The following is a 25,717-nucleotide window of genomic DNA, read 5'->3' on the forward strand; positions in this document are numbered from 1 at the left end:
CGCTTCTTCGGATCCCGCGCTCCATGTCTCCACCAAACAGACACTGGAGCAGGCCATGGCCCTCTATGAAATGCCGTTCATGGATCTGATCTGGAAGGCGCAGCTGGTCCATCGGATACATTTCGATGCCAACCAGATTCAGCGCTCGGCCCTTTTCTCGATCAAGACCGGCGGCTGTTCCGAGGATTGCAAATACTGCTCCCAGTCGGCCCGCCATGACACGACTGTCGAGCGCGAACCACTCAAGCCACTGGCCGAAGTGCTGGCAGCTGCGCGGCAGGCGAAAACCCAAGGGGCCTCGCGCTTCTGCATGGGCGCTGCCTGGCGCAGCCCGAAGGACAAGGATCTCGAGGCAGTCGCCGAGATGGTTCGCGAGGTCAAGGCGCTGGGCCTGGAAACCTGCCTGACGCTTGGCATCCTCAAGGATGGTCAGGCCGAACGACTGAAGGAAGCCGGCCTCGACTTCTACAATCACAATCTCGACACCGATGCCGAGTTCTATCCGGCGATTGTCAGCACCCACACCCACGATGATCGCCTGGCGACGCTCGACCAGGTCCGCGCCGCCGGCATCAAGATCTGTTCGGGCGGGATCGTCGGCATGGGCGAAACCCGGCGCAACCGGGCCGGCCTGCTCGTTCAGTTCGCCAACATGCCCAAGCCGCCGGAATCCGTCCCGATCAACCACCTGGTCGCCATCCCCGGCAGCCCGCTGGGCGACTTGCCGAGCCTCGACCACTTCGAGTTTGTGCGCACCATCGCCGTTGCCCGGATCCTGCTGCCGAGCTCCCATATTCGGCTTTCCGCCGGGCGTCAGAGCATGAGCGACGAGATGCAGACCCTCTGCTTCCTGGCCGGCGCCAACTCCGTGTTCTACGGGGATAACCTGCTGACCACCGACAATGCCAAGCCCGATCAGGACGACGGGCTGTTCCAGAAACTGGATTTGAAAGCGGTCTAAACCGCAGCTTGCGGCTGGCGACCCGCCCCCTGGCCTGGGTCGCCAGCCACGCGCTGCACCGGTAGCCAGATACGAAAAAGGGTGCCCCGGGCCGGTTCGCTTTCAAGCTCGATCCGCCCGCCGTGGCGCTTGACGATGCTGTAGGCAAGCGACAGTCCAAGGCCGGTGCCCTGTCCAACCGGTTTGGTCGTAAAAAATGGTTCGAAGACGCGGATCTGGTGTTCCGGTTGGATCCCTTTCCCGGTATCCGCAACTTCGATCCGCACCCACCCCTCTTCGTGTCTGGTAGCGATCCTTACTGTCCCCTCCCCTTCGATCGCCTGTACCGCGTTCAGTACAAGGTTGAGGAAGACCTGATTGATCTGCAAGAGCACGCACTCGACCGGGGGTATTTCCCCGTATTCCTTGATCAGTCGGATGCCCGGCTTGATCTCGTGGGCAATTAGATGAAGCGTCGCCTCGATCCCTTGCTGCAGGTCGGCAAGTTGCCAATCCTCACGGTCGACCGACGAAAAATCCTTCAAGTCCTGAACGATCCGTTTGACTCGCCCGACCCCGACCAGGGTGTCACTCAGCAACTCGGGAAGTTCGCTGCGCATGAACTCGAGATCGAGCTTTTCAGTCAGCGCGAGAATGCTGGCGCGGACCTCCGGTTGCAACTCGAGCAGATTCCCGGACGCTTTTTCGTAGGCCGAAATGATCTCGAGCAAGCCATCAGCATAGTTACGCAGGATACTCAGATTGGAACTGATAAAACCTAGCGGATTGTTGATCTCGTGAGCCACCCCGGCAGCCAATTGACCGATCGAGGCCATCATCTCCGATTGCAACAAATGATTCTGGGTCGCGGCCAGCTTGTCGATCAATATCTTCTGTTGCCGATGCTCATCCTGCAATGCCGCATTGGCCGTACTTAGCTGGGCTGTTCGCTCCTGAACCTTGGCTTCCAGCCGGCTTTCGCTGTCGCGCAACGCCAGCTCGGTCTGCCAGTGCCCGACGATCTCGGCCTGGAGACTGGCGTTCGCTTCAGTCAGTTCCTGGGTTCGCTGCGCCACCTGCTGCTTGAGAAGATGGGGTTGTCGCAACAGATTAAAGGCCAGAAACGCTGCCATCAGACTGGTCAGCGCGGCAGCGACCGCGGCCAGGATGAGCAACATCCGCGAGGAATGCCAGCCCTTGATCCGGGATACGCTCAAAGTCCATTCGCCGTTGGGGACCGCGATCCGGTAGCTCAAGGGATCCTCCAGCGGCCGCTCCGAGGAGGACCAGAAAACCTCTTTCTGCCAGGTATCCGGGTGAATGCGCGACAACTCATAAGCATAGTCGGCCGAAAAATCGCCGCTCAGCTGACTCGCCGCCAACAGGTCGGGAATCCTGATCAGGGCCGTTGTAAACCCCCAGAATTTCTCGTTCCCCGATTCGTCCGGAAGAAAAACCGGAAGACGGCCAACCACCGCCACGCCGCCCTGGCGCAAGGTAAAGGGACCGGCCAGGGTCAGTTTCCTGGTCTGGACCGCGGCAAATGCCTCCCGGTTGCGCGTCTCGTCTTCCAGCAGGTTGTGACCGAGCGCCGCCTCATTGCCAGCGAGCGGAGCGATTTGAGTAATGATGCCTTTGGGCGCCAGTTGCAGGGCACTGATCCCGCCGTATAGCCGGAGCATTTCGGCCGCCATGGCATCGAAATCATCAATCTTGCCGCCCCCCTGACGCAATACAGCGGCCAGCGCATATGTTGCCGACAGCGAGCGGGCGGTCTGCTCCTGCAGCAGGTGGCCGTGAACCGACGCGACCTCCAGGGCGGCGCTCTGATGCTGCAACACCTCGTTCTGCTCGACGAGGTGGATGACGACCCCACACAGCGTCAGGGTCGAAACGAATACCAGAATTACCTTGAAATACAGGTCTTTTGCCTTGAAAAGCATCGCTCCGAATCTTTCGCATTACCGGGAAAACCGCGCTATTGCCTGGCCCTTGCGTTACTCGGCCAGACCCGATGAACAGTGTAACAAAAGAAAATCCTGCACCATTAGTTCCCCTTATCCAGCCGGAAAACTTCGCGGCTGCGAGCTTGACTGGCACACAAACTGCTCGGGAAAGCTATTACATCTTCCGAAACCCGGGATATCAGGGAAGCCGAATGCGAAGTCAGCCTTTTCGCTACCTGAACCTCCATTCCTTCCAGACAGAAAAGCCACCTCCCGTGCCCCCTGCCTTTGAAAACAGCGAACGCCGAAAACGCCGCGATCCGGAAATTCGCGTCTGGGACCCTCTGGTACGGGTCGTACACTGGGTACTCGCCTTGGCTTTCACCATCCTCTATCTGGCACCGCGCGAGTCATCGCTCCATGTCTACGCTGGATACCTTGTCCTGACGGCATTGTTCATTCGCATCGTATGGGGCTTCACGAGCCATGGTGCCGCCCGCTTTTCAAGTTTCCGCTTCACACCGCGACAAACCCTCACTTACCTGAAGAACGCCCTCACGGGACAAGCCGAGTACTACTTCAGCCACAACCCGATCAGCGCGCTCATGGTCCATGCGCTTCTCGCCACGCTGTTGGCCAGCACCATCCTCGGCATGTTCGCCTACGGCACCGATCCGCACGCCGGCGTCGTCACGGCTCATGCCTGGCTCAGCCACCTGGCCGCCGGGCTCGTCGTCGTCCACCTGTGCGGCGTAATCTGGGCATCTCGCCTGCACCGCGAAAACTATGTCCTGGCGATGCTCACCGGCATCCGTCGGATTCCCCGTGCCGTTGCCGTTCCTCCGGGGCGGTACATCCCGAAATTCGGCGAAAGATTGGCAGCACCGGCGAGCGCCTAATGAGTTGGCTGACCTATCGACATCCATTCGTTGGATCCGTGATTCTGATGACCCTGATCGTCGCTGGCTTAACCCTGCCGCTGATCTAGGCCCTGACCTTTTGCCGTCCAATGAGCCCGATACCCGGCTCGGCAAGCTTGGAATACGTCTTGCTAAGACAGTAGGAACATTCACGAAAGCGCAGCCATGAAGTCAGCCAAAACCACGGAACCCGACGCAACTAACGATCCGTTGCTGCAGTACGCAACCACGGTCCAAGGACTGCACACGAAGCTGCATCGCATTCGCGCCAGTCAACGGGATATCGCCGCAAGTCTGGGGCGCGCGGCACTGGCATTGCGCTCGATATCGGTAGCGCGGACGTCGCCAATGACTCCTGCTTTCAAGAATGATTCTTCCAATTTACGAGAATCCAATTCTCGTGCACCATCATGTACGTGGGAAAAATTGCTGATTTGCCCAGAGGGATAATTCCGACCAATGCCCCAAATTACCTGGCACCCCTCCTTTAGCGTCGGGGTTGAAGAGCTCGATGAGCATCACCAGCATCTGGCTCATCTGATCAATCAACTCGCCGACTGCTTCCCGAACGGGAATCACTCCGAGAAGCTGGTCGACATCCTCACCGCGCTAGTCAGCTACGCGAAGTACCACTTCGACCATGAAGAACGCTTCATGGAAGAACATGACTATCCGCTGCTCGCCCCGCATCGCGCGGAGCATGTCCAGTTTTGCGAAGTTATCGCCGAAACCTGCTACGGCGCCTCCCTTGGCGTTATCGGGGCGCAAGAGTTGTACGACTATCTGGCGCGCTGGTGGAAGAACCACATCCTCCACGAGGACATGAAGTACAAACCCTTTTTTGCCGCCCGCGAAGTCGGTCAATACGACTGATACATCCGGCCGCTCCCGGCCTCGTTACAGGCTCGACGACTCCCGTGCACTCAGCTCCATCGCCGAAACCATTACTCTGAAAATGATCAGCTCATGAAGAAGCTCCTGTCACTCTGTCTCTTGCTCTCCATCGCCAGCGTTCACGCCCAGACCATGGTTCCGAAACTGGATCAGGAGGGGCGGCGCGGCGACGTGGCACGCCAGGCGAAACAACGCGCCATGGAGAAATTTGACCTCGCCGACGAAGACAAGGATGGCAAATTGTCTCGTCAGGAAGCGGAAAAAAATCTCCCCTACCTGTTCGATACCTTTGACCAACATGACAAAGATCGCGACGGATTCCTGAGCTGGGAGGAATACCTCGGCCACAATCGCTGGCCGCGCTGAGACAACGACCAGGAAGCGAACAATTGCATAATTGTTCATATTATTTGGCCGATAGCGGCTAATACCGAGGCAACTTGCTCAATCAGGACCATTTACGACCTATGGCTCCCCTGCCACATGCGCGATAATGGCGGAAAATTTCCGGGACCGCGTCATGCCTGACACATTGAGACTGCTTGCAGCCCTCTTCAGCACGCTGCTGATTTCCACCCCGTTGATCGCCGACCCCATGCATATCTCGGTCAGCGTACCCGGCCCGGGAGCCGCCTCTTACATACCGGTCGAACTGATCCCGAAAATCGGGGCCGACCGAGCCGAAGGCGCCGAAGTCCGTGTCGAGTTTTCACCGGGCGGCGGCAACTCAATGTCCGAACTGCTGACCAACAATGCCGACTTCGCGGTCGTCGGCCTGCCCGCAGCCATGTCGGCCCGCCTCAAGGACCCGCGGGTGATTGCCCTGGCGGCGATCAACGATCTCCCCCTCTACGTGCTGCTGGTGCGCCAGGGACTCAAGGGCGAGGTGAAAAAGATCTCCGACCTCAAAGGCAAGACGATTGGGCTTCATACCAACTCGACGACCAGCAAGACCACCTCACAACAAGTTCTCGAGCTGATTTTCCGCCGTGGCGGCGTAGCACCGGGCAGCTATCGCATCGTCACCGTCGGTCGGCGCTGGGATTCGGAAGCGCTGATGCTGCGCACCGGGGCAGCGGACGCCGTGATCGGCGACGAACCCAACGCCACGCAGATGGTGGAAGACAAAGTTGCTTTCCAGTTGCTGCATCTGGGTGAGCCAGAAACCATGCGGACCTATGCCGGTGCCGGCTTTCTGCGCGGCGCACTGATCGGCCGCAAGGATCGGCTGGACAAGGATTCCAGCAAATCGGAAACCATGGTCAGGATCGTCCAGCGCACGCTGCAGTGGATGGCCAGCCACACGCCGGAAGAAATCGTCGGCAAACTCGACGGACGTTCCCCCGAAGAGCGTGATCGACTGATCGACCTGCTGAAGAAATATCCACGCCAGTACAGCAAGGACGGCAAGTTCTCGGCACGCCAGCTCCGGGAAACCGAAATTTTCTTCATCGATTCGCAGGCCGGCAACCCGGCGGCGGAATCCTTTCGCATCGAATCGATGATTGTCGACCGCTGGGCTGGCCGCAAGGACTGACCCGCCCATGCCCGCCCGCTCATCGCTCGTTCGCCAGGTCGCCGGCCGATTTCTGGTCGCCTTTCTGCTCTCTGCTACGCTGAGTACCCTGGTCGGCGCCTGGGTCTACTACGCCGCCAACAAGCAGGCAGCCGAGGCCCAACAAACCAGTGCCCGCGATCACTACACCAATGTGATTGCCGACCTTGAGCGACGCTGGGGACGCGAAGCCTTCAACATCAAGATTCGGATTGAGGCGCAGCGTTTTCTCGAAGACCCCAAACAGCGCAAGGAACAACTCCTCGCCTACCTGACCGCCCAGGGCGGCAGTATCGAATTCCCCTCGCTACGCATCGAAGACCCGAAAGGCGAGCTCATCGTCTCCTTCGAATATGCCGACGACAAGATCCCGAAGGTCAAATTTCTGCCGGGGCAGGAATCGACCTGGGCGCTCGACCCGATTCATGGACACCTGTTCCTGGTCTTCCGTCAGCTGATCTGGCTGGGCAATGAGAACGGCTACCTGCTGCTGTTCAAACCAATGGATCATGCCCTGCTCACCCAGTATGGCTATCCGCATACCCGCATCAGCCTGTGGTGGAAAGGCAAACCCATTGCTTCTTCCGAGGGCGAAGATGGACTGGTCCTTGCCGCCAAGGCATTCCAGCAATCGGGTAGTTCCGCGACCGCCTCGCTCTTGCCCTGGTTCGGCATCGATAACAACAACTCCCCGCAACTGCTGATCGAATCGACCGCCCCGCCGCTGCTCGGCATTGGCGAACTGGCCGGACCGCTGGCGATCAGCCTGCTCACCTTCGCCATTGCCGTCTGGTCGATACTCGGCGCTTGGGGATTCCGTACGCTGCGCCGCGTGCTGGCGCTGGAACGGGCACAAAACCGCTTCCGGACGCTGGGCACGGCTGACGCGACAGTGGACCGCGACCTGAGGACCGGCCACGGAATCGAGAACGATGAAATCACGGCCCTGGCCGTGGCCCTCGAAAATCAGATGCGCGAGTCGATCTCGGAAAGTCGCTGGCCGGACTCGGGGTTCTGACAAGCCTGCACTGCCAGCCGGCTGCAATCAGAAAGTCGAGGACCGCCCCGGAACAGGCTGCGGACGCAGCGGCGCGGCGGGCTGTCCCCCCGCAGCCGGGCGGGGCATGAACTCCATGCTCATGCGGACCAGTTCGGCCACCGATCCGGCCTGGAGCTTCTGCATGATCAGATGACGATAGGTTTCCGCCGTCCGCTGGCTGATTCCCAACTCGTCGGCGATCACCTTCGTCAGCTTGCCTTCGAAGATGCCGGCCAGCACTTCCTTTTCGCGCGGCGTCAACAGCGCCATCCGTTCGCCGACTTCCCGGCTTTTCGCCTGCATCTCGGCGCGCGCCTGGTCGATGCGCAAGCCATCCTGAATGCGATCGAGCAGTTGTTGCGTCGAAAAGGGTTTCTGAAAGAAATCCAGTGCCCCGCCGCGCATGGCACGGACCACCGATGGTACTTCGGGGTAGCTCGAGATGAAAATGATCGGCAGATCGATCTGCCTGGCGCGTAACTCATCCTGCAGATCGAGGCCGCTCATGCCTGGCATGCGAACGTCGGTCACGATGCAGCCGCTCATGGCCGGCACGGCCTGCTCGAGAAAGCTGAGTGAATTGTTGAAAACGGCGTAGGGCAAGCCGATCGACTCGACCAGATCGACCAGGACATACGTAATGACCGGTTCGTCATCGATCAGATAGACCTTGGCGGTCATTGCTTCACCTTGCTTGTGCATCCATGGTTCAAATCAATAGTGGCTGGCCGAGCCACTGGCAATGAGAGGCCATCGCCCCGGGATTCCGGCACTAGCGCAGTCATCGACGTCGATGTCTGAATAACCAGGATGGCGATGCCTGAACGGCCGGCGTAGGACGACCGAATTATAGCTAATTCACCCTCCTCTAATACAAAGAGCGAGGTGCGGTGCCGAGTATTAGCCGACGGTCTGCCGGATAGCCCTGATCAGCGCGCCCAATTCCTCGATCAAGGCGGCGCGGCAGGCGTCGATTTCGTTCGGCCCGGCGGCAGCCCGCAGCGCGGAATGGAGCGCCGAAGCGGCCGTCGCCACCCGGTTCGCCCCGATCATGCCGGCCGACCCCTTCAGAGAGTGAGCCAGTTCCATCAGCGCGGCCGGATCAGCTGCGGCATTGCCGTTTGCAAAGCGTTTGACGTCCGCGGCATGGCTGTCGGCAAACAGCCCCAGCATATGCGCATGCTTGGCCGCAATGCCCCTGACCTGCGCCAGCCCGTGCTCGATATCCAGTCCGGGAATGCCCGCCAGACGGAGCCGCCACGCGTCGATATCCAGGACCGACAGCGGCCTCTCGGTTAGCGGCACCCGGGCAGCCCCATCGCTGGGTTCCACCCGCTGCGCCTTGTTCGGCAACCATTCGAGCAATGTTGCGTAGAGCACTGCCGGAGCGACCGGCTTGGAGATGAAATCGTTCATTCCGGCAACCTGGCAGGCGATCCGGTTCTCCTCGAAGGCGTTGGCGGTCATCGCCAGAATCGGCAAGTCCTGCGCACCGGGCTGCGCGCGGATGGCGCGTGCCGCCTCCAGGCCGTCCATATTGGGCATCTGGATGTCCATTAGGATCACGTCGTAGCGCGTGCCCTCGGCCTTGCCGACCGCCTCGCGCCCGTCGACCGCGATATCGACGGAAAGCCCGACCCACTGCAACAGATCCCTGGCCACGTCGCGATTGACCGCGTTGTCCTCGGCCAACAGCACCCGTGCCCCAGAGTGATCGCGGCGCAGCCTGACCTCGGCATCCCCGAGGTCAGGGTTGGGCCGTTCGGCAGATGGCCGGTTTCCCGTCCCCGACTGCAGGCGTGCGCTAAACCAGAAGCGACTGCCCATCCCGGGTCGCGAGTCGACACCAACCTCGCCCCCCATCAGCCGCGCCAGGCGCCGGGTAATCGTCAGTCCGAGACCGGAACCGCCGAACTTGCGCGTGGTCGACGTGTCGAGTTGCTCGAAGGCCTTGAACAGCCGGGGGATTTTGTCGGGTGCGATGCCGATGCCGGTGTCCTCGACCGCGAACTGGATCAGCAACCCCTCGCCGCTGTCTTCGAGAAGACGGGCCCGCAAGGTAACCGAGCCGCGCTCGGTAAATTTGACCGCATTGCTGGCGTAGTTGAGCAAGGCCTGCCGGACCCGGGTCGGATCGCCACGCAGCCACGCCGGTACGCCCTGGATATCGACGGCGACATGCAGTTTCCTGTCGCGGGCCGGCTCGGCGATGATCGAAACGACACTCTCGAAAATATTGGCGAGCTGAAAACTCGTGCTCTCGAGCTGTAGCTGGCCGCCCTCGATTTTGGACAGGTCGAGGGTGTCGTTGATGATCGCCAGCAGGTGCTGCCCGGCCCCGGCAATTTTTTCGAGGTGGATGTCCTGCTCCGGAGTCGTCACGCCCCGTCGCAGGATATGGCTGAGGACGATGATCGCGTTGAGCGGTGTCCGGATCTCATGACTCATGTTGGCCAGGAAGCTGCTCTTGGCGCGGTTGGCCGCTTCAGCCGCATCCTTGGCCTGGGCCAGTTCGGCGGTGCGGGAAATCACCAGCTCCTCGAGATTTTCGCGGTACTGTTCGAGCTCCCTGGCAACCTGCTTGCGCTCGGTAATGTCTTCCTTGAGCGCGACATAATGGGTGATCCGCCCATCCGTCTGGCGGATCGGGCTGACGATGGCGAACTCGATGTATTCGCTGCCATCCTTGCGCCGGTTGCAGAACTCGCCCCGCCAGGTCCGGCCGTCGGTCAGCGCCTGCCACATTGCCGCATAGGTTACGGCCGGCGTTCCACCCGAGTTGAGAATATTGGGATTTCGCCCGATGACCTCGTCGCGGGAATAGCCGGTGTTGCGGACAAAAGCATCGTTGACGTATTCGATCCGGGCATCGATATCGGTGATGACAATGCTTTCCGGGCTTTGCTCGACCGCCCGCGAGAGTTTGCGCAGGGATTCCTCGGTCTGTCGGCGCTCGGTGATGTCGACAGTATAGCCATGCCAGAGCACCGCACCGTCGGCCTCGAGCTCCGGGTGGGCGTCACCGGAAAGCCAGCGCACGGTGCCGTCACCGAACCTCACCCGATATTCCTGGCGCCATGGTGTCAAGTCGCGAGCCGATTGCCGGATCGCTGAAACGACATCGTCGACGTCGTCGGGATGCAGCACGGAAAAAACCCGCGCTGCGTCGTAACGCACCTCGCCCGGACTGACCCGATAGATGTCGCGGATGACTTCGCTGGCGAACGGAAAACAGGAAGACCCGTCGGCCCGCAGACGATACTGGTAAACCACGCCGGGCACCCGTCCGGCGATTTTCTCGAGGCGGCCGAGTGCCTCCTGCTGCGCCGCTTCTGACTTCTTGGCAGCGGCAACATCGCGCGCCGAACAGTAGAGCGCCGAGTGGCCATCGCAAGTCACCGGCACCGCCTTGACCTCGACATCGAACCGGCTGCCGTCCGAATGCCGGTAACGGCTCTCGAAAACCACGGGTCCGGAGCTGCTCAGCAGCTCGTCCAATCGAGTGTAGGGATCGGCCTCCGGCCCGCAAGCTGTCCACTCCCCGGCCTGCAGTTTCATGACCTCGCCGCGCGCCAGGCCGAGCATGGCGCAAAACGAGTCGCTGACTTCAAGCAGGCTGCCGTCGGCAGCGATGATGTGCGAACCGTCGCCGACATTGCGCAGCATCAACTGGAGACGTTCGCTCTCCCGGGCCAGGGGGGCGACGACCAGTTCGCGACGGCGCTTGGCTCGGGCGAGCCGGCGCCGCGCGAATCCGGACTGGCCGATCACGACATTTCCCGCAAGAAACCGGTTTCGGGAGCGGAGGACAGCGGGTAGTTCATTCCCGGCAACAGTTTGCACACGATACTGGGGGCCTAACTTTTCAAGGCAGCGGTGAGCGATTCGACCTCTTCAGCCGATGCAGCCAGAATGCTGCTCAGCATTTCGTCATCGACCAGCAGATCGATATCCGCCGCCACCCCTTTGTGACTTATCCCGGCCAGTTCGCTCAATGGCGACGCGACCGGCGACAGTTGGTCGGCAAGCAGCAGGGTGTCGCCGAGCGAGACGGCGGGCATGGCCAGATAGCCATCCCAGAGCCTCTCGAGGGCTTCAAGAATGGTCGCGGGAACGCCCAGCGCGTGCAACACGGCACGACCGACCCGGGCTTCGCCGTCGCCATGCCAGGACTCGAGATTGCCATCGAGAATGCCCGGAAAGGCGGCGGCGCGGGCAATCAGATAGAAACCGCCGACCTCGTGAACAATCCCGGCAAAAAAAGCGGCCTCCGGGTCCTGGCGGGTCACCCGACGGGCAATCACCCGCGCCAGTGCCGCAACGTGGGCCGTGTGTTCCCAGAGGCGGGCGGCGAGCCGGCGATGCTCGGGAGACTGTACCCCTTCCTGCATCTGGCGCACGATGACGGCGGTCACCAGGGTGCGCAACGCCTTGAAACCTAGCCGCGATACGGCGCTCTGCACATCGCTGATGCCCCGACCAGACGGGTTGTAGGCCACCGAATTGGCGACGCCGACCACCCGCGCCGAGAGCATGGGTTCGGAGGAGATCAGCTTGCTCAGTTGATCGATCGGGCAATCCGGATCATCCAGGGCGCGCTGCACGCGCCGAATGATTTCGGCATCGATGGAAAACACCATCTCCCCGCGTTCCGCATCCGCGGCAATCGCCTCCAAGGCTGCCTGAACGTCCATGTCATTCCTTTTCAGTATTCTCTGCCATAGCCGACAATTGCCGCCGGAATCTGATCGAGTGCCAGCGTCTGATCGGCGGCACCGAGCTTGATCGCCTCTTTCGGCATACCGAAGACAACGCAACTCGCCTCGTCCTGGGCCACCGTCCTGCCTCCGGCGTCGTGCAATTCTTTCATGCCCCGGGCGCCGTCGTCACCCATGCCGGTCATGATAATCCCGAGCGCGTTGGCGCCGGCAAACTTGGACACCGAGCGGAAAAGAACATCGACCGATGGCTTGTGCCGGTTGACCAACGGCCCGTCGATCACCTCGACGACGTACTGGGCACCATTACGCTTGAGCATCATATGGCGCCCGCCGGGCGCGATCAGCGCCAGGCCGGGAATGACCCGGTCACCGTGCTTCGCCTCGCGTACCTCGATCTCGCACAGGCCGTTCAGGCGTTCGGCAAACATCGCGGTGAACTTTTCCGGCATGTGCTGGACGATGACGAGACCCGGCGCCGTCGCCGGCAATTTGGTGAGAACCGCTTCCAGCGCCTGCGTGCCACCGGTCGAAGTGCCGATCGCCACGACCTTGTCGGTCGTGCGCTCCAGGGCTCGGTCGGGGCCGATGCTGAGCACGGCATCTGCCGAGAGCTTGGGGCGACCGCAAGCGGGCGCTGAAGAACTGCGCAGCGCCCGCATGTTGGCGCGCGCCGCGCTGCGCACCGCCTGCACGATATCGTTGGAAGCGTCTTCGAGAAAACTCTTGAGGCCGATCTTGGGCTTCGTGATGATCGAAACGGCGCCCGCCGCCAGCGCCTCGAACGTGGCGCGCGCGCCCTGTTCGGCCAGGGACGAACAGATCACCACCGGCGTCGGGTGCTCCGCCATGATCTTCTTGAGGAAGGTGATGCCATCCATGCGCGGCATTTCGATATCGATCACCAGCACATCGGGCCACCGGGTCTGCATCTTCTGCAGGGCAAACAGCGGATCCGATGCCGTGGCGATGACCTCGATGCCCGGGTCGGTCGCCAGCGCCTGGGACACGACCTGGCGGACCAGCGCCGAGTCATCGACGATCATGACCTTGATTTTGTCAGCCATGCACACTCCTGTTTTCGGCCTCGGCGTTCCGCGCCGACGCCAGCCAGACATCCCCGCTCCACAGATCGAAACGAATTTTCCGCTGCCCGCTGCCGCCGACGTGTTCGGCGATCAGCGCAATCTGCGACGCGGCCAGCCATTGCCGGCCGAGCGCCACGTTCAGCGCACCGATATCCCCCCCGCCGCCCGCGAGGTCGCCCAACATGTTGGCGCCGCCGAACAATTTCGCCTGGTATTCCTCGGGGCGAGTTCCCGCTGCCGCCACCTGTTGCAAAAACAGCGCAAAGGCCTCACGCCCGAAACGTCCATCGAGCGCAGCGACCGGCGGCCGGGTCCGCTCGCTCAGCATGTAGTGACACATGCCGCCGATGCGGCGACGGGGATGCCAAAGCGTGATCGAAACGCAGGAACCAAGCAGGGTCGAGATGCGGGTCTGCCCATAGCCGAAGTGGAAGTCGCCGGGTTGCAGGAAAACCTCATCGATACCTTCACCGGGTGTGCTCATGGCTTGCGATAGATCGTCGGCAGAACCGCTTCCACCCGGTCTGAAACGCCGTTCAGCGTTTCCGAATGGCCGATCACCAGATAGCCCCCGGCTTTCAGACGCGGCAGCAGATTGCTCACCACCCTCTTCTTCGTCTGTGGATCGAAGTAAATCATCACGTTGCGCAGAAAGATGACGTCGAACTCGCCAATACCGGCATCGATTGGCTGCATCAGATTGATCTGGTAGAAGCGAACCCGCTTGCGTAGTTCCGGCACGATCAGGAAAGTACCGGCGTGGGAACGCACGCCCTTCAGGCAATACCTGGTCATGTAGCCCGGCGGTATGCCCTCGGTTCGGGCCAGCGAATAGTGCCCGGTCGCCGCCTTGGCCAGGACCTGGGTACAGATGTCCGACCCGATGATTTCCCAGGGGGTGTTGGGGAGGTGCTCGGCGAGCACCATGGCCAGCGAGTAGGCCTCCTCGCCACTTGAACTGGCCGCACTCCACACCCGGAAGCTCGGCGGATTCTTGCGCTTGCCGATGATTTCGTCGCGCAGGAAATCGAAATGCTTGGGCTCGCGAAAAAAGCAGGTTTCGTTAGTCGTCAACAGATCGACCATCGTCTGCAACTCTTCGGGATGCTCGCCGCTGGACAGCATCCGGTAGTACTGGGTGAAGCTTGTAAACTCATAGACCCGGAGGCGGCGCGTCAGGCGTCCGACGAGCAGGATTTTTTTGGCGTCACTCAGGCTGATCCCGGCAATCCGGTAGATCAGCCGCTGAAAAAGCGCAAATTCATGGTCGGTGATGTTGTCGGGTTCAAGCATCGGAACAACTCAATAACGGTGCCGAGAACTTTGCCGCCGAGATGAGCTTTGCCGCGTAGCTCGCTTCTTCCCGGGCAATCACCTCGGCCGTCGCCATACTGGTGACCAGTCGCCGACAAAAGACTTCGCCGGTAATCGGCAGAAACAGCACCTTGCGCGACCAGGGGCCGAGAAAATCGGCAGCCAGCAAGGGAATCCCCTGGCGAGCCAGCCATTCCTTGGCGAACTCGGCATTGCGCAGACCGATGCTGGGCGACTCGCCACCACTGTCGATGATTGTCCCGCCACCGAAAGCCTTGGCCTGCAGGCGCTCTTTCCTGGCTCCGCGCTGCAGCAAGGCATCGAGCAGCGCCTCCATGGCGTGCGACCCGAAAAGCAGCGCATCGAGGGGGGCGTTGCCGTTGCGCCGGAGGTTCGGCAACATGAAGTGGTTCAAGCCACCGATCCGCGTTTGGCTATCGACGAGGCAAACGGCGACGCAGGAACCGAGCAGCGTCGACAGCGGACGCTCGGACTCGACGGCCCAGGTGCCCGGGTTGATGCTCCGGGCGAGGCGTTCGATCCCCTGGAAACGGAGCTTGCTATAGTCCATGCCTTCCATTGCCTCCGTGCATTGCCGCCCATTTGCCGACAGGAAGCAGCCGGCAAAGCCTGACGGTCGATTCGCTCAGCTGACTCCCGCCGCGATTGCAGTCTCGACCGCCCCCCGTCCGCCGTGGTCAGCATGGCGATTTCCTCGACCGAGAGCACCTTGGCGATTTCGAGCAGGATGACGAACTTGCCGGCCACCTTGCCCATGCCGAAGATGAAGTCGGCACGGATGCGTGCGCCGAAGGATGGCGGCGGTTCGATCTCGCTACCCGGAATTTCCAGGACTTCCGAAACGGCGTCGACGATGATGCCGATATCGTGGCGGGTATCTTCATCCGACACCTCGACGATGACGATGCAGGTCCGCCGCCCGATCTCGGTCGATTTGCCACCGAAGCGGGCCGCCAGGTCGATGACTGGAACCACGCTGCCGCGCAGGTTGATCACACCGCGGATGAAGGCCGGCATCATCGGAATTTCAGTCAGGTTGCCGTATTCGATGATTTCCTTGACGTTGAGAATCCCGACGCCGAACATTTCGCCGCCGAGCGAGAAAGTCAGATATTGAGAAGGCACTTCGTCGCCCCTGGCGCCGATGGCGTGGCCCGGAGCCACAGCACTTCCCTTGGCTTGCACGAGTTGTCCCATGATGACTCCTCAATAACGCTCGAAGTCACCCTCGTTGACCTGGACCGCCGCAGTCCGCGAGGCAACCCGCGACTTGGCGCCACCCGACGATCGGGCAGTCGGCGGAACGAAGTTGCGGGCCGGGTTGCGCTGGCCCTGATCGAGATGGAAGAAGGTCATGGTCTGCTGCAGCTGTTCGGCTTGCGAACCCAGCTCTTCGGCGGTAGCCGCCAGTTCTTCCGAGGCCGACGCATTTTGCTGGGTCGCCTGGTTCAACTGACCCATTGCGCTGTTGATCTGGGCCACGCCGGTGGACTGTTCGGACGAGGCGGAAGCAATCTCCTGGACGAGATCGGAAGTCTTGCGGATGTTAGGCACCATCTCGGTGAGCAGCGACCCGGCACGTTCGGCCTGCTTGACCGAGGAACTGGCGAGATTGCCGATTTCCTGGGCGGCAACCTGCGAGCGCTCGGCCAGTTTGCGCACCTCGGCGGCGACGACTGCGAAGCCCTTGCCGTGGTCGCCGGCGCGGGCGGCTTCGATGGCGGCATTGAGCGCCAGCAGATTGGTCTGGTAGGCGATGTCGTCGATGATGCCGATCTTGCTGGCGATGCTCTTCATGTCATCGACCGTCCTGCTCACGGCCTCGCCGCCTTCGGCGGCTTCCATCGCCGCCTTGGAAGCCATGCCGTCGGTGACCTTGGCGTTCTCGGTGTTCTGCGAAATCGAGGCGGTCATTTGCTCCATCGACGACGAAGTTTCCTCGACCGACGCCGCCTGCTCGCTGGACGATTGAGACAGCGACTGGGCCGTGGACGAAACCTGGGCGGCAGCATTGGTCAGGTTGTCGGCGGCGGTGCGCACCTCGCCGATAATCTGGGTCAGCTTGCCGATCATGTTCTGCATGGCATTCATCAGATGGCCAATCTCGTCCTTGCTGCTGGATTCGAGTTTGACGGTGAGATCGCCTTCGGAGAGGCTGGTCGCCGCCTTGACCGCTTCGTTGATCGGCCGGGTGATACTCGTGGTGACCCAGAACGCAAAGCCAGCGGCAACCAGGATGGCGCCGAGCGACAGCACGAGTATCAGGGTCTTGGCGCGATCGGCATCAGCACTGGCATGCTCGCCGGAGCGCGCCATCAATTCGGTCTGGAACTCGATCAGCTTGGCGATCGAAGCCAGGTAGTCGGCCTGCGACTTGCGCATGCTGCCATACATGACGACCATCGCCTCGTCGCGCTTGCCGGCACTGATCGAGTCGCGCAGCTTGTTGAGATCGGCGACGTATTCCTTGCGCGTGACGACGACTTCGCCGAGCAGTTTCTTGCCTTCTGCCGTGGTGACGGTTTTTTCCAGCTTGTCGAGACGATCGGAAATGATCTTGCTGGCGGCCGGAATGTGGCTGAGTTCGGCCTGGACCACTTCCGCCTTGGTCGCCAGCAGGGCATTGCGCGTAATCATCGCCACCAGGCTGACTTGCTCGATGATGTCGTGGGCGGCGACCGTTTTCGGCACCTTGTCGTTGACGATATCCAGGATTTCGTCATTCAGAAGGCCGACGCGCGTGAAGGCAAGCACGGCGATGACCAACAGAAGTACGAGTACGAAACCGAACCCGATGCCGAGCCGGACGCCAATTTTCAGATCCTTGAACATGACCTACCCCTTCGTGAAGTGCAATGCGTTAATTGTTTTGAAGTGCGGTAAAAGGCTGATGATTTCTGCCAAGTAACATCTTTCTCTCCTCAGCCTGGCTGACGGCATGAACCAGCGCCGCGACATCGAGAATCAGGGCGACTTCGCCACTGCCCAGAATGGTCGAGCCGCCGATGCCCCGCAGATTCGGGAACATCACGCCGAGGGGCTTGATCACGGTCTGGAATTCGCCCATCAGCTGATCGACGACGATTCCGGCCCGCTGACCGCCAAACTGCACGACGACAATGCTCTCGCGCGGAGGACAATCTCCTGCCACTTCGAACAGTTCGCGCAGGCGGATGAACGGCAGGGCCTCGCCACGCAGGTTGAGAAAACTGCGGTCGGACGGCAGGTTCTTGAGTTCGATGCACTCAACGACGGTATCGAGCGGAATGACATAGGCTGCCCGCCCGACGCCGACCAGAAAGCCGTCGATGATGGCCAGGGTCAGCGGCAGGCGGATGGTGAAGGTGGTGCCTTCGCCATCGACCGAGGCGACATCGACCGCGCCGCGCAAGGCCTGGATGTTGCGGCGCACGACATCCATGCCGACGCCACGTCCCGACAGATTGGAGACTTTTTCCACGGTCGAGAAACCGGGCTCGAAAATGAGATTGACGATCTCGGCTTCGGAAAGCGCCTCGCCCGACTGGATAATGCCGCGTTCGACCGCCTTGGCGACGATCCTCGCCTTGTTCAGGCCACCGCCGTCATCGCTGACCTGGATCACGATGCTTCCCGAGTCGTGAAAAGCGTTCAGCGCGACCCGGCCGCAAGCCGGCTTGCCGCGCTCGAGCCGCAGGGCGGCGGATTCGATGCCGTGGTCCAGCGAATTCCTGACCAGGTGCATCAGCGGGTCGCCGATCTTTTCGACCACGGTCTTGTCGAGTTCGGTCTCGGCACCGCTGATCTGCAGCTCGATTTCCTTTCCGAGTTCCTTGGCGACATCGCGGACCACGCGGTTGAAGCGGGTGAAGGTGTCGCCGATCTGGACCATGCGCAGTTGCAGCGCCGAGTCGCGGATATTTTCGACAAGACGGGAAAGCACCGAGGTCGCCTCGACCAGATCGACCTGCTTGCTCTTCTGGGCCAGCAGATTGGCCGAGGCGCCGGCGATCACCAGTTCGCCGACGAGGTCGATCAACTGATCCAGCTTGTCGGCCTGGACCCGCACCAGCCGGGCCTCCTTGGCTTTCTTGTCGCTGACCTGGGTCTGCTTGACGACGGCTGCTTCGACCAATTCCTGATGTACCACCTTGTGATCGACGAGAATTTCGCCGATCGGCTGGTGCGGCGTATCGCTGTCGCCGGCGGCGTTGTCGGCGGAAGATTGTTGTTCGCTCAGCCCCCGCTCGACCTCGGCCGAAGTCAGCGCGCCGCAACGGACCAGGATTTCGCCCAGGCGCATGGTGTCTTCGGGCAGTTCCTGGATAAGCTGTATGTATTCCGAGAGCTTGCCGTGCGGCGCCAGGATGCGCAGATCGCAATCCTCCCTGACGAAATCGAAGACGCGCTCGATATCAGCCTTGGCGCAACGGGTCTGGAGCTGGACCTCGAAACCGATGTAGCAGGATTCCGGATCCATCTCGGCGGCCGCCGGCAGGCTATCGGTGATGGTTTCGATGGCGAGGATCTCGCCCAGCGTCGCCAGGTAATGGATGAAGGACAGCGGGTCCATGCCGCCGCGCAAGACGTTCTCGCCGAAGCGCACGGAAATGTGCCAGCTATCGGTCAAGACCAGGCCGCCGCCGGAACTCTCGACGGCATCGCCCGCAGCCTGAACTGCCAGGTCGACGCCGGCGGAGGCAGGTGTTGGCTGGCCGATGGCATCGAGGAACACTTGCAGGCGCCCGCTCAGTTTGTCGCCGGCGAGCTGGAGCCCGGCATCGGGGGCAGCGGCCTCGGCGGCCAGCAGATCGACCAGGCGGGCCATGTGGTCGCAACATTCGAGCAGCAAGGTGGCGAGCGCCGGGCTGACCGCCAGTTGCTTGTTGCGCAGGGCATCGAGAATGTTCTCGACGCGGTGCGTGAAGGACTCGATGAAGTGGCATTCGATGACGCCCGAGCCGCCCTTGATGGTATGGGCGGCGCGAAAGATGCCATTGATGTTGTCGTGATCCTGCGGACTCAGTTCGAGCCGCAGCAGGCCGGACTCCATTTCGGCAAGCTGTTCGCGGCACTCCTGGATGAAGACGCTGGTGATCTCGTCCATGCTGTTTTTCTCCGTTCGCTCAGGAGGCTTCATGGGCCGGGATGACCAGCGGGTCACCGAACTCGGCTGCCATGTTGCAAAAATCGATGACCGAACTGACCGCCTGGCTGTGGGCGACAATACGCACCTGCTTGCCGGCCCGTTGCGCCTCCCTCTTGAGCAGGACGAGCAGTTGCAGGCCGGCGGTGTCGATTTCCGACACCTGCGCCAGATTCAGTTCCAGTTCACCGGTCGCGGCCAGCGCATCGAGCAGGAGCTGCTTCTGTTCGAGCGCGTGGTAGATGGTGAGATCCTCGGTGATGGTGAGTGGCTGACTGGACGACATTTGGCTTGCCTCGATCTAGAACAGTTCGATACGGGATTCGGGCGGTGATGACGTTGCCGTATCCCGTCGCAGTGAGCTTTGGTGAGTGGCGCGCTGGCTCTCCATGACGTAGCGTCCGTAGAGGGCTTCCAGATGCTGGGCGATCGGCGTGTAGACGAAGGCGGGGTCGTCGTAACTGCCCAGGCGCTCGGCGAGCAGTCCGGCATGTTCATCGAGTTGGGACAGCGCCCCGACCACCTGTTCGATCTGTTGCCGGCTGACATCCTGAAACTGAACGCTGGCCTGGGCCGCCATGAACATGGCGGCGAGCTGGGTGCTGCTTTCCTGGACCTGAGCAAGAACATCCGCCTCGTGCCGCATCGAGTCCTCGTAGTGCTGGCCAAGATCCTTGAGCTGACTGGAGAAATACTCCAGTTTCTGCCGCTCCTTGGCGAGATGGTCATTCGACAGCTTGTCGCGAAATTGGGCCTCGATGTGTTCGGCCACCGAACCGATACCACGGCTGATCTGGACGACGGCAGTTTCGGTTTCGCTCGACAACTTGCGGACCTCGGCGGCGACCACGGCAAAGCCGCGCCCGGCCTCCCCCGCCCGGGCCGCCTCGATCGCGGCATTGAGGGCCAGCAGATTGGTCTGGCCGGCAACATGCTTGATCAGCTGGACCAGCGATTCCAGGGAATGGGCTTCCTGAACCACCTGGCTGACCCGCGCCTGATCCAGATCCGCCTCCTGCCGCCGCTGCTCGACGTACTCTTCCATCCTGGCGACGATGTTCTGGTTCTCGGCAATCCGGGCTTCGGAGTTGCGCATCAATTGGGCGGATTCGTCGGATGAGGCATTGACGAAACGATCCAGCTTGGTGACTTCTGTATCGATGGTTTGCAGGCGTTCGACGATATCGAACGCCGCCCTTTCAGTTTCGTCGATCACGCCCTTCAACTGGCCGCGGACCACGTCGTTGAAGTCATGAACCTGTTTCAGTTCCGCCGCTACCTCTTCGGCGATCCTCAGGAAGTTCTGCTGCTGATTTCTTCCCTGATCGGCGACCTGCTTCAACGAATGCATGTGCTCGCGGTCTCCCAGCTTGGCAAGCAGAACGTTGCCGAGGAAGGCGAGGAGGACGATGACCGCCGTGCCGACAGCATCGGTGAATGCCGTCGCGCCGAAGGCGTGATGAACCCGGTCGCGCAGGAAATACACGGCACACGCCGCTGCTAGCGCCACCAGCATGGCCACGAACAGTTCCCGTTGCAGGAGTTTGGTGAGATTCATGATCTCAGCGCACAACCAGCTTGATCGTATTCAGCAAATCGTCTGCGGTGGCGGGTTTGACGATCCAGCCGGAAGCGCCGGCGGCCTTGGCTTCGAGCTTGCGCGACTGCTGCGACTCGGTGGTCAGGAACAGGATGGGCACGAACTTGTAGGCCGCCAGCTTGCGCACTTCCTTGATCAGGTCGATGCCGTTCATGCCGGGCATGTTGAGATCGGTGATCAGCAGATCGAGCTTGAGGCCGGTGCCCAGTTTGCGCAGGGCTTCTTCGGCATTGGCAGCCTTTTCAGTGGCGTAGCCGGCCTTGGTGAGAATGTTCGAGATGGACAGCAGAATCGTCGCCGAATCGTCCACCAGCATGATTGTCTTCATAGCGCCTTCCTCTCGAGGAGGGGCGCAAACCCGTGGTCCAGACCTGCCTGAGCAAGTTGCAAGAACGTTCGAACCCCTTTGGAGGCGATAGTCTCAAAGGTGCCCTGTTTTGTTTATGCGTGAATGCCGCGGCCAATTGCGGTTTATACGTAGTTCCACACCAGCCCACCGGCCGAGGCGCCGAGTCTGCGCCGCGACAACGCCGGAGCAGCCATGAAAAAAACCGCTGAAATCATCGATTTCAACGGCTTTACCTGACTGAACCCGGCTATTTCTCGACGAAAGCCCGTTCGATCACGTAGTCGCCCAACACCCCGGTGTGGTGGTTGCCGACCACGAAGCCGCGCGCATCGAGCATGGCGGCCGTATCGGCCAGCATGGCCGGACTGCCGCAGATCATTGCCCGGTCGGTCGTCGGATCGAGCGGCGGCAGGTCGATATCGGCGAACAGCTTGCCGGACTCGATCAGGTCGGTCAGCCTGCCTTCGTTGCGGAACGGCTCGCGGGTCACCGTCGGGTAGTAGATCAGCTTCTCCCGCGCCCAGTCACCGAAGAACTCGTGCTCAACGATTTCGTGCTGGATGTAGTCGTGGTAGGCCAGTTCGTTGGTCCAGCGCACGCCGTGGATGAGAACGATCTTCTCGAATTTCTCATAGACCTCGGGATCGTGGATCAGGCTCATGAAGGGTGCCAGGCCGGTACCAGTGGCGAACATGAACAACCGCTTGCCCGGCTTCAGGTCATGGAGGACCAGCGTTCCGGTCGGCTTCTTGCTGACGATCAGCGGGTCGCCTGGCTGCAGGTGCTGCAGGCGGGAGGTCAGCGGCCCGTCCGGCACCTTGATGCTGAAGAACTCCAGGTGTTCCTCGTGGTTGGCGCTGGCGATGCTGTAGGCACGGGTCAGCGGCCGGCCATTGACTTCTAGGCCGATCATCACGAACTGGCCGTTGACGAAACGCAGCCCCGGATCGCGCGTGGTGCGGAAGGAAAACAGAGTGTCGTTCCAGTGATGGACGGAGATGATTTTCTCGGTGGCAAGGTTACTCATGGCGGCAATTTCCGTCGAAGTTCGGTGACGGACTGAATCATAGGCTGCGCACGATATAAATATAAGCGGATAATTTCGCTAACCATTACCTGTTTTATCAATATGAAAATCACTCTGCGCCAGCTCGAAATCTTCGCCGCCATCGCCCATGGCGAAAATGTCTCACGGGCGGCCGAGGCGCTCGCCATGTCGCAGTCGGCGGCGAGCAGCGCCCTGGTCGAACTGGAGCGGCAATTCGACTGCCCGCTGTTCGACCGCATCGGCAAGTCGCTGCGCCTGAACAGCACCGGCCGCGGCCTGCTACCCCAGGCCCACGACCTGTTGGCACGTGCCGCCAACATCGAAGGCTATCTCGCCGGCGGCATCCTCGGCCCGCTGGCGGTCGGCGCCACGTTGACCATCGGCAACTACCTGGCGACGCTGGTCGCCGCCGAATACCTGCGCCGCCACCCGGCCTCGAAGATCGGGCTCCACGTCGCGAATACGGAACGCATTGTCGAGCAGGTCGTCGGGTCCGAACTCGATATCGGCCTGATCGAGGGCGAGGCCAACCACCCCGACCTGCTGCTCGAACCGTGGCTGGACGACGCGCTGGTCGTTTTCTGCGCCCCGCATCATGCGCTGGCGACGGCTGGCATGGCCGACGATGCGACCTTGATCGAACAGCAGTGGATCGTCCGTGAACGCGGCTCGGGAACCCGCGCCCTGTTCGACCGGGTCATTGCCCGCTCCCTGCCGGCGCTGCGCATCCAGCTCGAACTGGAACACACCGAAGCGATCAAGCGCGCCGTCGAATCCGGCCTCGGTGTCGGCTGCCTGTCGCGCCTTTCGCTGCGCGAGGCCTTTCGCCGGGGCAGCCTGATCGAGATCAAGACACCGCAATTCGACCTCAATCGCCGCTTCTATTTCGCCCGCCATCGGCAACGTCAGATCAGTCCGGCAGCACAGACCTTCCTTGCCCTGTGCCGGGAAGCTACCGGAACGGCGCGGGGAACCGATACCCTGCAACTCCCGTTCATCAGCTAATACCTCGGGCCAATTGAGTTTTCTGCGCACAGCGGTTTAGCGGGTCTGAAGACCATGATGGCTTTCCCGATTTCGAGACTGCTCACGCTCTGACATCCTCGAAGCCTTTGCCCGATGGCCAGAAAAGTGGACCATGCGAACGTCAAAGAACCTCGCTCAATCTACGAATCCAGCATTTTTCGAAAAATTTGGTGACGGAAAAAGTTGACTGGCGTCAAATTTGCTTCCAATCAACTTTGAAAAAAGATGCCGGCTGAGTAGGCTTTTTCAAGTCATTCACAACTCACCCTGCTACAGACGAATAAGTTGCGCTCAATGCTGAGGGTGATATGCGTAAAGCAATATTTGCTGCCGGTGCACCGTGGGGTCGGGACTGGTCGGCGCTGATTGTTTTTGGACTGTGGATGGGCTCTGCGGCGGCAGAGCCCCCCGATTTCGATGCCAATACCCTGACCGGTGGCTGGTCCGGCTTGCGCGCCGAACAATCCGGGCAGGGTTGGGACTGGGATCTGGGTCTGCGCCTGGAGCAAATGTCGGTCGTGCGCGGTGGCCTGGCACAAGGCGGACGACCACTGACGCACCTTGATTTCAAGCTCAAGGCCGATCTGGACAAGATCATGGGCTGGCATGGCGCCACCGCCTTCTTCAACCTGATCGATGATCGTGGCGGCAAGCCCAATACCGACTACGCCGGGAGCCTGCTCGGCGTCTCGAATGTCGAAGTACCGGTGGCAACCACCCGCCTGTTTCATGCCTGGATTCAAAAAGAGTGGGCGGAAGGCCAGTTCTCGCTGCTTACCGGTCTGTATCCGATCGACTCCGAATTCATGGTGGTGGATTCCGCCGGGGTCTTTGTCCAGCCCGGTTACGGCGCGCTGGCCGATGTGGCACTGACTCGCGGCCCTTCCATCTTCAACAACTCGGCATTTGGCCTGCGCGGCAAGTGGACCTCGGCCGACCGCAGTCTCTATGCGCAGGGAGCGGTCCTCGACGGCATTCCCGGCGACCCGAAGCACGCGGTTGGCACACGGGTCCGTTTTGCAGCGGGCGATGGCGTCATGGCGATCATGGAGGTCGGCCACCGGCCGGTTGCGGAAATTCCCGATATTGATTTTGCGGCAGACGAAATGCGACCGGATACGGAAGCCAAAGCCCCCGAACCGGAGCCTGGATTCGCAAAGTATGCCCTGGGTCTCTGGGGTTATTCCGAACGCGTCGATGACCTGGTCGATGTCGATGACAACGGTGCCCCGGCCAAACGGCGCAGTCTGGGCTGGTACGCCCTGGCGGAAAGGACCGTTTGGCGGGAAACCGCGGTCGGCGATGTCACGGTTTTTGCCCGTTACAGCCAGAACGATGGCAATTCCATCGCCCTGGAGCGTTCCTTGAACCTGGGCGTCACCCTGAAGGGGCCGTTCAAGGGGCGCGATAACGATGTCGCCGGGCTGGGTTATAGCCGGGGCATGATTTCCGACAAATACCGCGTATTTCTGGAATCCGGCGGTGCGCTACCGACCCGGTTCGAGGATGCCTGGGAATTGACCTACCGCTTTCAAATGGAAAACTGGCTGGCCATCCAGCCAGTTCTCCAGTTCATCCGCCATCCCGGCGCCGACCAGAGCGTGCGCAATGCCACGGTAATCGGTCTGCGGCTGGATTTGGCACTTTGACCCATGAGCTTCGATACCAGGCGTTCCCCCGATATGAAAGGAAATACTGTGGCGACCAAAACTCACTCCTACTTTCGCGTCTTCGCGAGTGTTTTCGCCCTGTGCATCTGCTCGACGCTGAGCTTTGCCGAAAATGGCAATGTGCCCCACAACGATCCCTTCCCCAAGGGACTACAGGGCAACCTCGCGCACGGGCGGGCAGTATTTGAGGAGAACTGCATGCGTTGCCACGGTCAGCGTGGCGATGGCAAAGGGCCCGATGCCAAAACGCTTGACCTGAAGCCGCTGAGCTTCCAGACCGACAGTTTTCGTGCCGAATTCGGCCGGCGAGACATTTTTACAAGCACGGCACTGGGTAAACTGGGCACACACATGCCGACTTGGTTGAAGAATATGGACGATCAGGATGTCGCCGATGTCAGTGAATATGTTTATCAACGCTTTGTCCTCAGACAAATTGACCATACTAATTAAGCAATTCCATA

23 protein-coding genes and 1 pseudogene are annotated in these 25,717 nt (G+C 61.0%); 9 read left to right on the plus strand and 15 right to left on the minus strand.

The window, feature by feature from the left end; genetic code table 11:
• Positions 1-55: 55 nt before the first annotated feature.
• A complete protein-coding gene (gene bioB, locus NQE15_RS18725; protein ID WP_265943601.1) occupies positions 56-961 on the plus strand; it encodes a biotin synthase BioB in 906 nt (301 codons plus the stop codon).
• On the opposite strand, the gene NQE15_RS23930 is transcribed toward bioB, so the two are convergent.
• Positions 958-2,883, minus strand: a complete 1,926-nt coding sequence (locus NQE15_RS23930) for an ATP-binding protein (protein ID WP_323054911.1) — start codon at positions 2,881-2,883, stop codon at positions 958-960. The genes bioB and NQE15_RS23930 overlap by 4 nt on opposite strands.
• Positions 2,884-3,161: 278 nt before the next feature.
• Here NQE15_RS23930 and NQE15_RS18740 point away from each other — a divergent pair, with 278 nt between their 5' ends.
• From NQE15_RS18740 to NQE15_RS18760, 5 genes are all read left to right on the plus strand, one after another.
• Positions 3,162-3,785, plus strand: coding sequence for a cytochrome b/b6 domain-containing protein (locus tag NQE15_RS18740; RefSeq protein ID WP_265943603.1), 624 nt, complete (start codon positions 3,162-3,164; stop codon positions 3,783-3,785).
• 480 nt (positions 3,786-4,265) lie between these two features.
• Complete coding sequence (locus tag NQE15_RS18745) at positions 4,266-4,679, plus strand: bacteriohemerythrin (RefSeq protein WP_265943605.1); 414 nt, start codon at positions 4,266-4,268, stop codon at positions 4,677-4,679.
• A 93-nt stretch (positions 4,680-4,772) separates the two neighbouring features.
• Positions 4,773-5,066 (plus strand): hypothetical protein, encoded by a 294-nt coding sequence (locus tag NQE15_RS18750; protein WP_265943607.1) that lies wholly within the window; start codon positions 4,773-4,775, stop codon positions 5,064-5,066.
• Positions 5,067-5,220: 154 nt separating this feature from the next.
• Positions 5,221-6,237, plus strand: coding sequence for an ABC transporter substrate-binding protein (locus tag NQE15_RS18755; protein ID WP_265943609.1), 1,017 nt, complete (start codon positions 5,221-5,223; stop codon positions 6,235-6,237).
• A gap of 7 nt (positions 6,238-6,244) precedes the next feature.
• Positions 6,245-7,273, plus strand: a complete 1,029-nt coding sequence (locus NQE15_RS18760) for a hypothetical protein (protein ID WP_265943611.1) — start codon at positions 6,245-6,247, stop codon at positions 7,271-7,273.
• Between the two features lie 27 nt (positions 7,274-7,300).
• Here NQE15_RS18760 and NQE15_RS18765 read toward each other — a convergent pair whose 3' ends face one another.
• The 14 genes and pseudogenes from NQE15_RS18765 to NQE15_RS18830 form a co-directional block, all read right to left on the minus strand.
• A complete protein-coding gene (locus tag NQE15_RS18765) occupies positions 7,301-7,996 on the minus strand; it encodes a response regulator transcription factor (protein ID WP_265943613.1) in 696 nt (231 codons plus the stop codon).
• Between the two features lie 198 nt (positions 7,997-8,194).
• Entirely contained in the window at positions 8,195-11,065 is a 2,871-nt protein-coding gene (locus tag NQE15_RS18770) for a PAS domain-containing hybrid sensor histidine kinase/response regulator (protein ID WP_265943615.1), read from the minus strand.
• 86 nt (positions 11,066-11,151) lie between these two features.
• Positions 11,152-11,988, minus strand: a complete 837-nt coding sequence (locus tag NQE15_RS18775; protein WP_265943617.1) for an HDOD domain-containing protein — start codon at positions 11,986-11,988, stop codon at positions 11,152-11,154.
• Positions 11,989-11,999: 11 nt separating this feature from the next.
• Positions 12,000-13,079: a protein-glutamate methylesterase/protein-glutamine glutaminase gene (locus NQE15_RS18780; RefSeq protein ID WP_265943619.1), complete on the minus strand. Its 1,080-nt coding sequence runs from the start codon at positions 13,077-13,079 to the stop codon at positions 12,000-12,002.
• Entirely contained in the window at positions 13,072-13,584 is a 513-nt protein-coding gene (locus NQE15_RS18785) for a chemotaxis protein CheD (protein ID WP_265943621.1), read from the minus strand. The genes NQE15_RS18780 and NQE15_RS18785 overlap by 8 nt, the downstream gene beginning before the upstream one ends.
• Positions 13,581-14,393 (minus strand): CheR family methyltransferase, encoded by an 813-nt coding sequence (locus NQE15_RS18790; RefSeq protein WP_265943623.1) that lies wholly within the window; start codon positions 14,391-14,393, stop codon positions 13,581-13,583. The genes NQE15_RS18785 and NQE15_RS18790 overlap by 4 nt, the downstream gene beginning before the upstream one ends.
• Positions 14,386-14,985, minus strand: coding sequence for a chemotaxis protein CheD (locus NQE15_RS18795; RefSeq protein WP_265943625.1), 600 nt, complete (start codon positions 14,983-14,985; stop codon positions 14,386-14,388). The genes NQE15_RS18790 and NQE15_RS18795 overlap by 8 nt, the downstream gene beginning before the upstream one ends.
• A 113-nt stretch (positions 14,986-15,098) precedes the next feature.
• Positions 15,099-15,632: pseudogene (locus tag NQE15_RS18800) on the minus strand (chemotaxis protein CheW); the annotation flags it as partial.
• Positions 15,633-15,641: 9 nt separating this feature from the next.
• Positions 15,642-17,267, minus strand: a complete 1,626-nt coding sequence (locus NQE15_RS18805) for a methyl-accepting chemotaxis protein (RefSeq protein WP_265943627.1) — start codon at positions 17,265-17,267, stop codon at positions 15,642-15,644.
• A gap of 28 nt (positions 17,268-17,295) precedes the next feature.
• Entirely contained in the window at positions 17,296-19,521 is a 2,226-nt protein-coding gene (locus NQE15_RS18810) for a chemotaxis protein CheA (protein ID WP_265943629.1), read from the minus strand.
• A gap of 19 nt (positions 19,522-19,540) precedes the next feature.
• The gene (locus tag NQE15_RS18815) at positions 19,541-19,846 is read right to left on the minus strand and encodes an STAS domain-containing protein (RefSeq protein WP_265943631.1); all 306 of its coding nucleotides are present in this window, start codon (positions 19,844-19,846) and stop codon (positions 19,541-19,543) included.
• Positions 19,847-19,861: 15 nt separating this feature from the next.
• Positions 19,862-21,118 (minus strand): methyl-accepting chemotaxis protein, encoded by a 1,257-nt coding sequence (locus NQE15_RS18820; protein ID WP_265943633.1) that lies wholly within the window; start codon positions 21,116-21,118, stop codon positions 19,862-19,864.
• Between the two features lie 4 nt (positions 21,119-21,122).
• On the minus strand, positions 21,123-21,488 hold the full coding sequence (locus NQE15_RS18825) for a response regulator (protein WP_265943635.1): 366 nt from the start codon (positions 21,486-21,488) through the stop codon (positions 21,123-21,125).
• 268 nt (positions 21,489-21,756) lie between these two features.
• Complete coding sequence (locus NQE15_RS18830; RefSeq protein WP_265943637.1) at positions 21,757-22,536, minus strand: ferredoxin--NADP reductase; 780 nt, start codon at positions 22,534-22,536, stop codon at positions 21,757-21,759.
• Positions 22,537-22,638: 102 nt separating this feature from the next.
• On the opposite strand from NQE15_RS18830, the gene NQE15_RS18835 reads away from it, so the two are divergent.
• The 3 genes from NQE15_RS18835 (at position 22,639) to NQE15_RS18845 (ending at position 25,706) form a co-directional block, all read left to right on the plus strand.
• Positions 22,639-23,562: a LysR family transcriptional regulator gene (locus tag NQE15_RS18835; RefSeq protein ID WP_265943639.1), complete on the plus strand. Its 924-nt coding sequence runs from the start codon at positions 22,639-22,641 to the stop codon at positions 23,560-23,562.
• A 329-nt stretch (positions 23,563-23,891) separates the two neighbouring features.
• Positions 23,892-25,232, plus strand: a complete 1,341-nt coding sequence (locus tag NQE15_RS18840; RefSeq protein ID WP_265943641.1) for a carbohydrate porin — start codon at positions 23,892-23,894, stop codon at positions 25,230-25,232.
• A gap of 3 nt (positions 25,233-25,235) precedes the next feature.
• Positions 25,236-25,706 carry a c-type cytochrome gene (locus NQE15_RS18845; RefSeq protein ID WP_265943643.1) on the plus strand — a complete coding sequence of 157 codons (471 nt, stop codon included), beginning with the start codon at positions 25,236-25,238 and terminating at the stop codon, positions 25,704-25,706.
• The last annotated feature ends 11 nt before the right edge of the window (positions 25,707-25,717 follow it).

The sequence above is a fragment of the Dechloromonas sp. A34 genome (assembly GCF_026261605.1).
In the GTDB taxonomy this organism is placed as follows: Bacteria; Pseudomonadota; Gammaproteobacteria; order Burkholderiales; family Rhodocyclaceae; genus Azonexus.

Coding starts and splice junctions, on each gene's coding strand:
- NQE15_RS18845 (WP_265943643.1), top strand. CDS start 25,236: ATGAGCTTCGATACCAGGCGTTCCCCCGATATGAAAGGAAATACTGTG.
- NQE15_RS18820 (WP_265943633.1), bottom strand. CDS start 21,118: ATGAATCTCACCAAACTCCTGCAACGGGAACTGTTCGTGGCCATGCTG.
- NQE15_RS18815 (WP_265943631.1), bottom strand. CDS start 19,846: ATGTCGTCCAGTCAGCCACTCACCATCACCGAGGATCTCACCATCTAC.
- NQE15_RS18765 (WP_265943613.1), bottom strand. CDS start 7,996: ATGCACAAGCAAGGTGAAGCAATGACCGCCAAGGTCTATCTGATCGAT.
- NQE15_RS18840 (WP_265943641.1), top strand. CDS start 23,892: ATGCGTAAAGCAATATTTGCTGCCGGTGCACCGTGGGGTCGGGACTGG.
- NQE15_RS18835 (WP_265943639.1), top strand. CDS start 22,639: ATGAAAATCACTCTGCGCCAGCTCGAAATCTTCGCCGCCATCGCCCAT.
- NQE15_RS18745 (WP_265943605.1), top strand. CDS start 4,266: ATGCCCCAAATTACCTGGCACCCCTCCTTTAGCGTCGGGGTTGAAGAG.
- NQE15_RS18795 (WP_265943625.1), bottom strand. CDS start 14,985: ATGGACTATAGCAAGCTCCGTTTCCAGGGGATCGAACGCCTCGCCCGG.
- NQE15_RS18775 (WP_265943617.1), bottom strand. CDS start 11,988: ATGGACGTTCAGGCAGCCTTGGAGGCGATTGCCGCGGATGCGGAACGC.
- NQE15_RS18810 (WP_265943629.1), bottom strand. CDS start 19,521: ATGGACGAGATCACCAGCGTCTTCATCCAGGAGTGCCGCGAACAGCTT.
- NQE15_RS18750 (WP_265943607.1), top strand. CDS start 4,773: ATGAAGAAGCTCCTGTCACTCTGTCTCTTGCTCTCCATCGCCAGCGTT.
- NQE15_RS18755 (WP_265943609.1), top strand. CDS start 5,221: ATGCCTGACACATTGAGACTGCTTGCAGCCCTCTTCAGCACGCTGCTG.
- bioB (WP_265943601.1), top strand. CDS start 56: ATGGCCCTCTATGAAATGCCGTTCATGGATCTGATCTGGAAGGCGCAG.
- NQE15_RS23930 (WP_323054911.1), bottom strand. CDS start 2,883: ATGCTTTTCAAGGCAAAAGACCTGTATTTCAAGGTAATTCTGGTATTC.
- NQE15_RS18825 (WP_265943635.1), bottom strand. CDS start 21,488: ATGAAGACAATCATGCTGGTGGACGATTCGGCGACGATTCTGCTGTCC.
- NQE15_RS18760 (WP_265943611.1), top strand. CDS start 6,245: ATGCCCGCCCGCTCATCGCTCGTTCGCCAGGTCGCCGGCCGATTTCTG.
- NQE15_RS18785 (WP_265943621.1), bottom strand. CDS start 13,584: ATGAGCACACCCGGTGAAGGTATCGATGAGGTTTTCCTGCAACCCGGC.
- NQE15_RS18790 (WP_265943623.1), bottom strand. CDS start 14,393: ATGCTTGAACCCGACAACATCACCGACCATGAATTTGCGCTTTTTCAG.
- NQE15_RS18805 (WP_265943627.1), bottom strand. CDS start 17,267: ATGTTCAAGGATCTGAAAATTGGCGTCCGGCTCGGCATCGGGTTCGGT.
- NQE15_RS18830 (WP_265943637.1), bottom strand. CDS start 22,536: ATGAGTAACCTTGCCACCGAGAAAATCATCTCCGTCCATCACTGGAAC.
- NQE15_RS18780 (WP_265943619.1), bottom strand. CDS start 13,079: ATGGCTGACAAAATCAAGGTCATGATCGTCGATGACTCGGCGCTGGTC.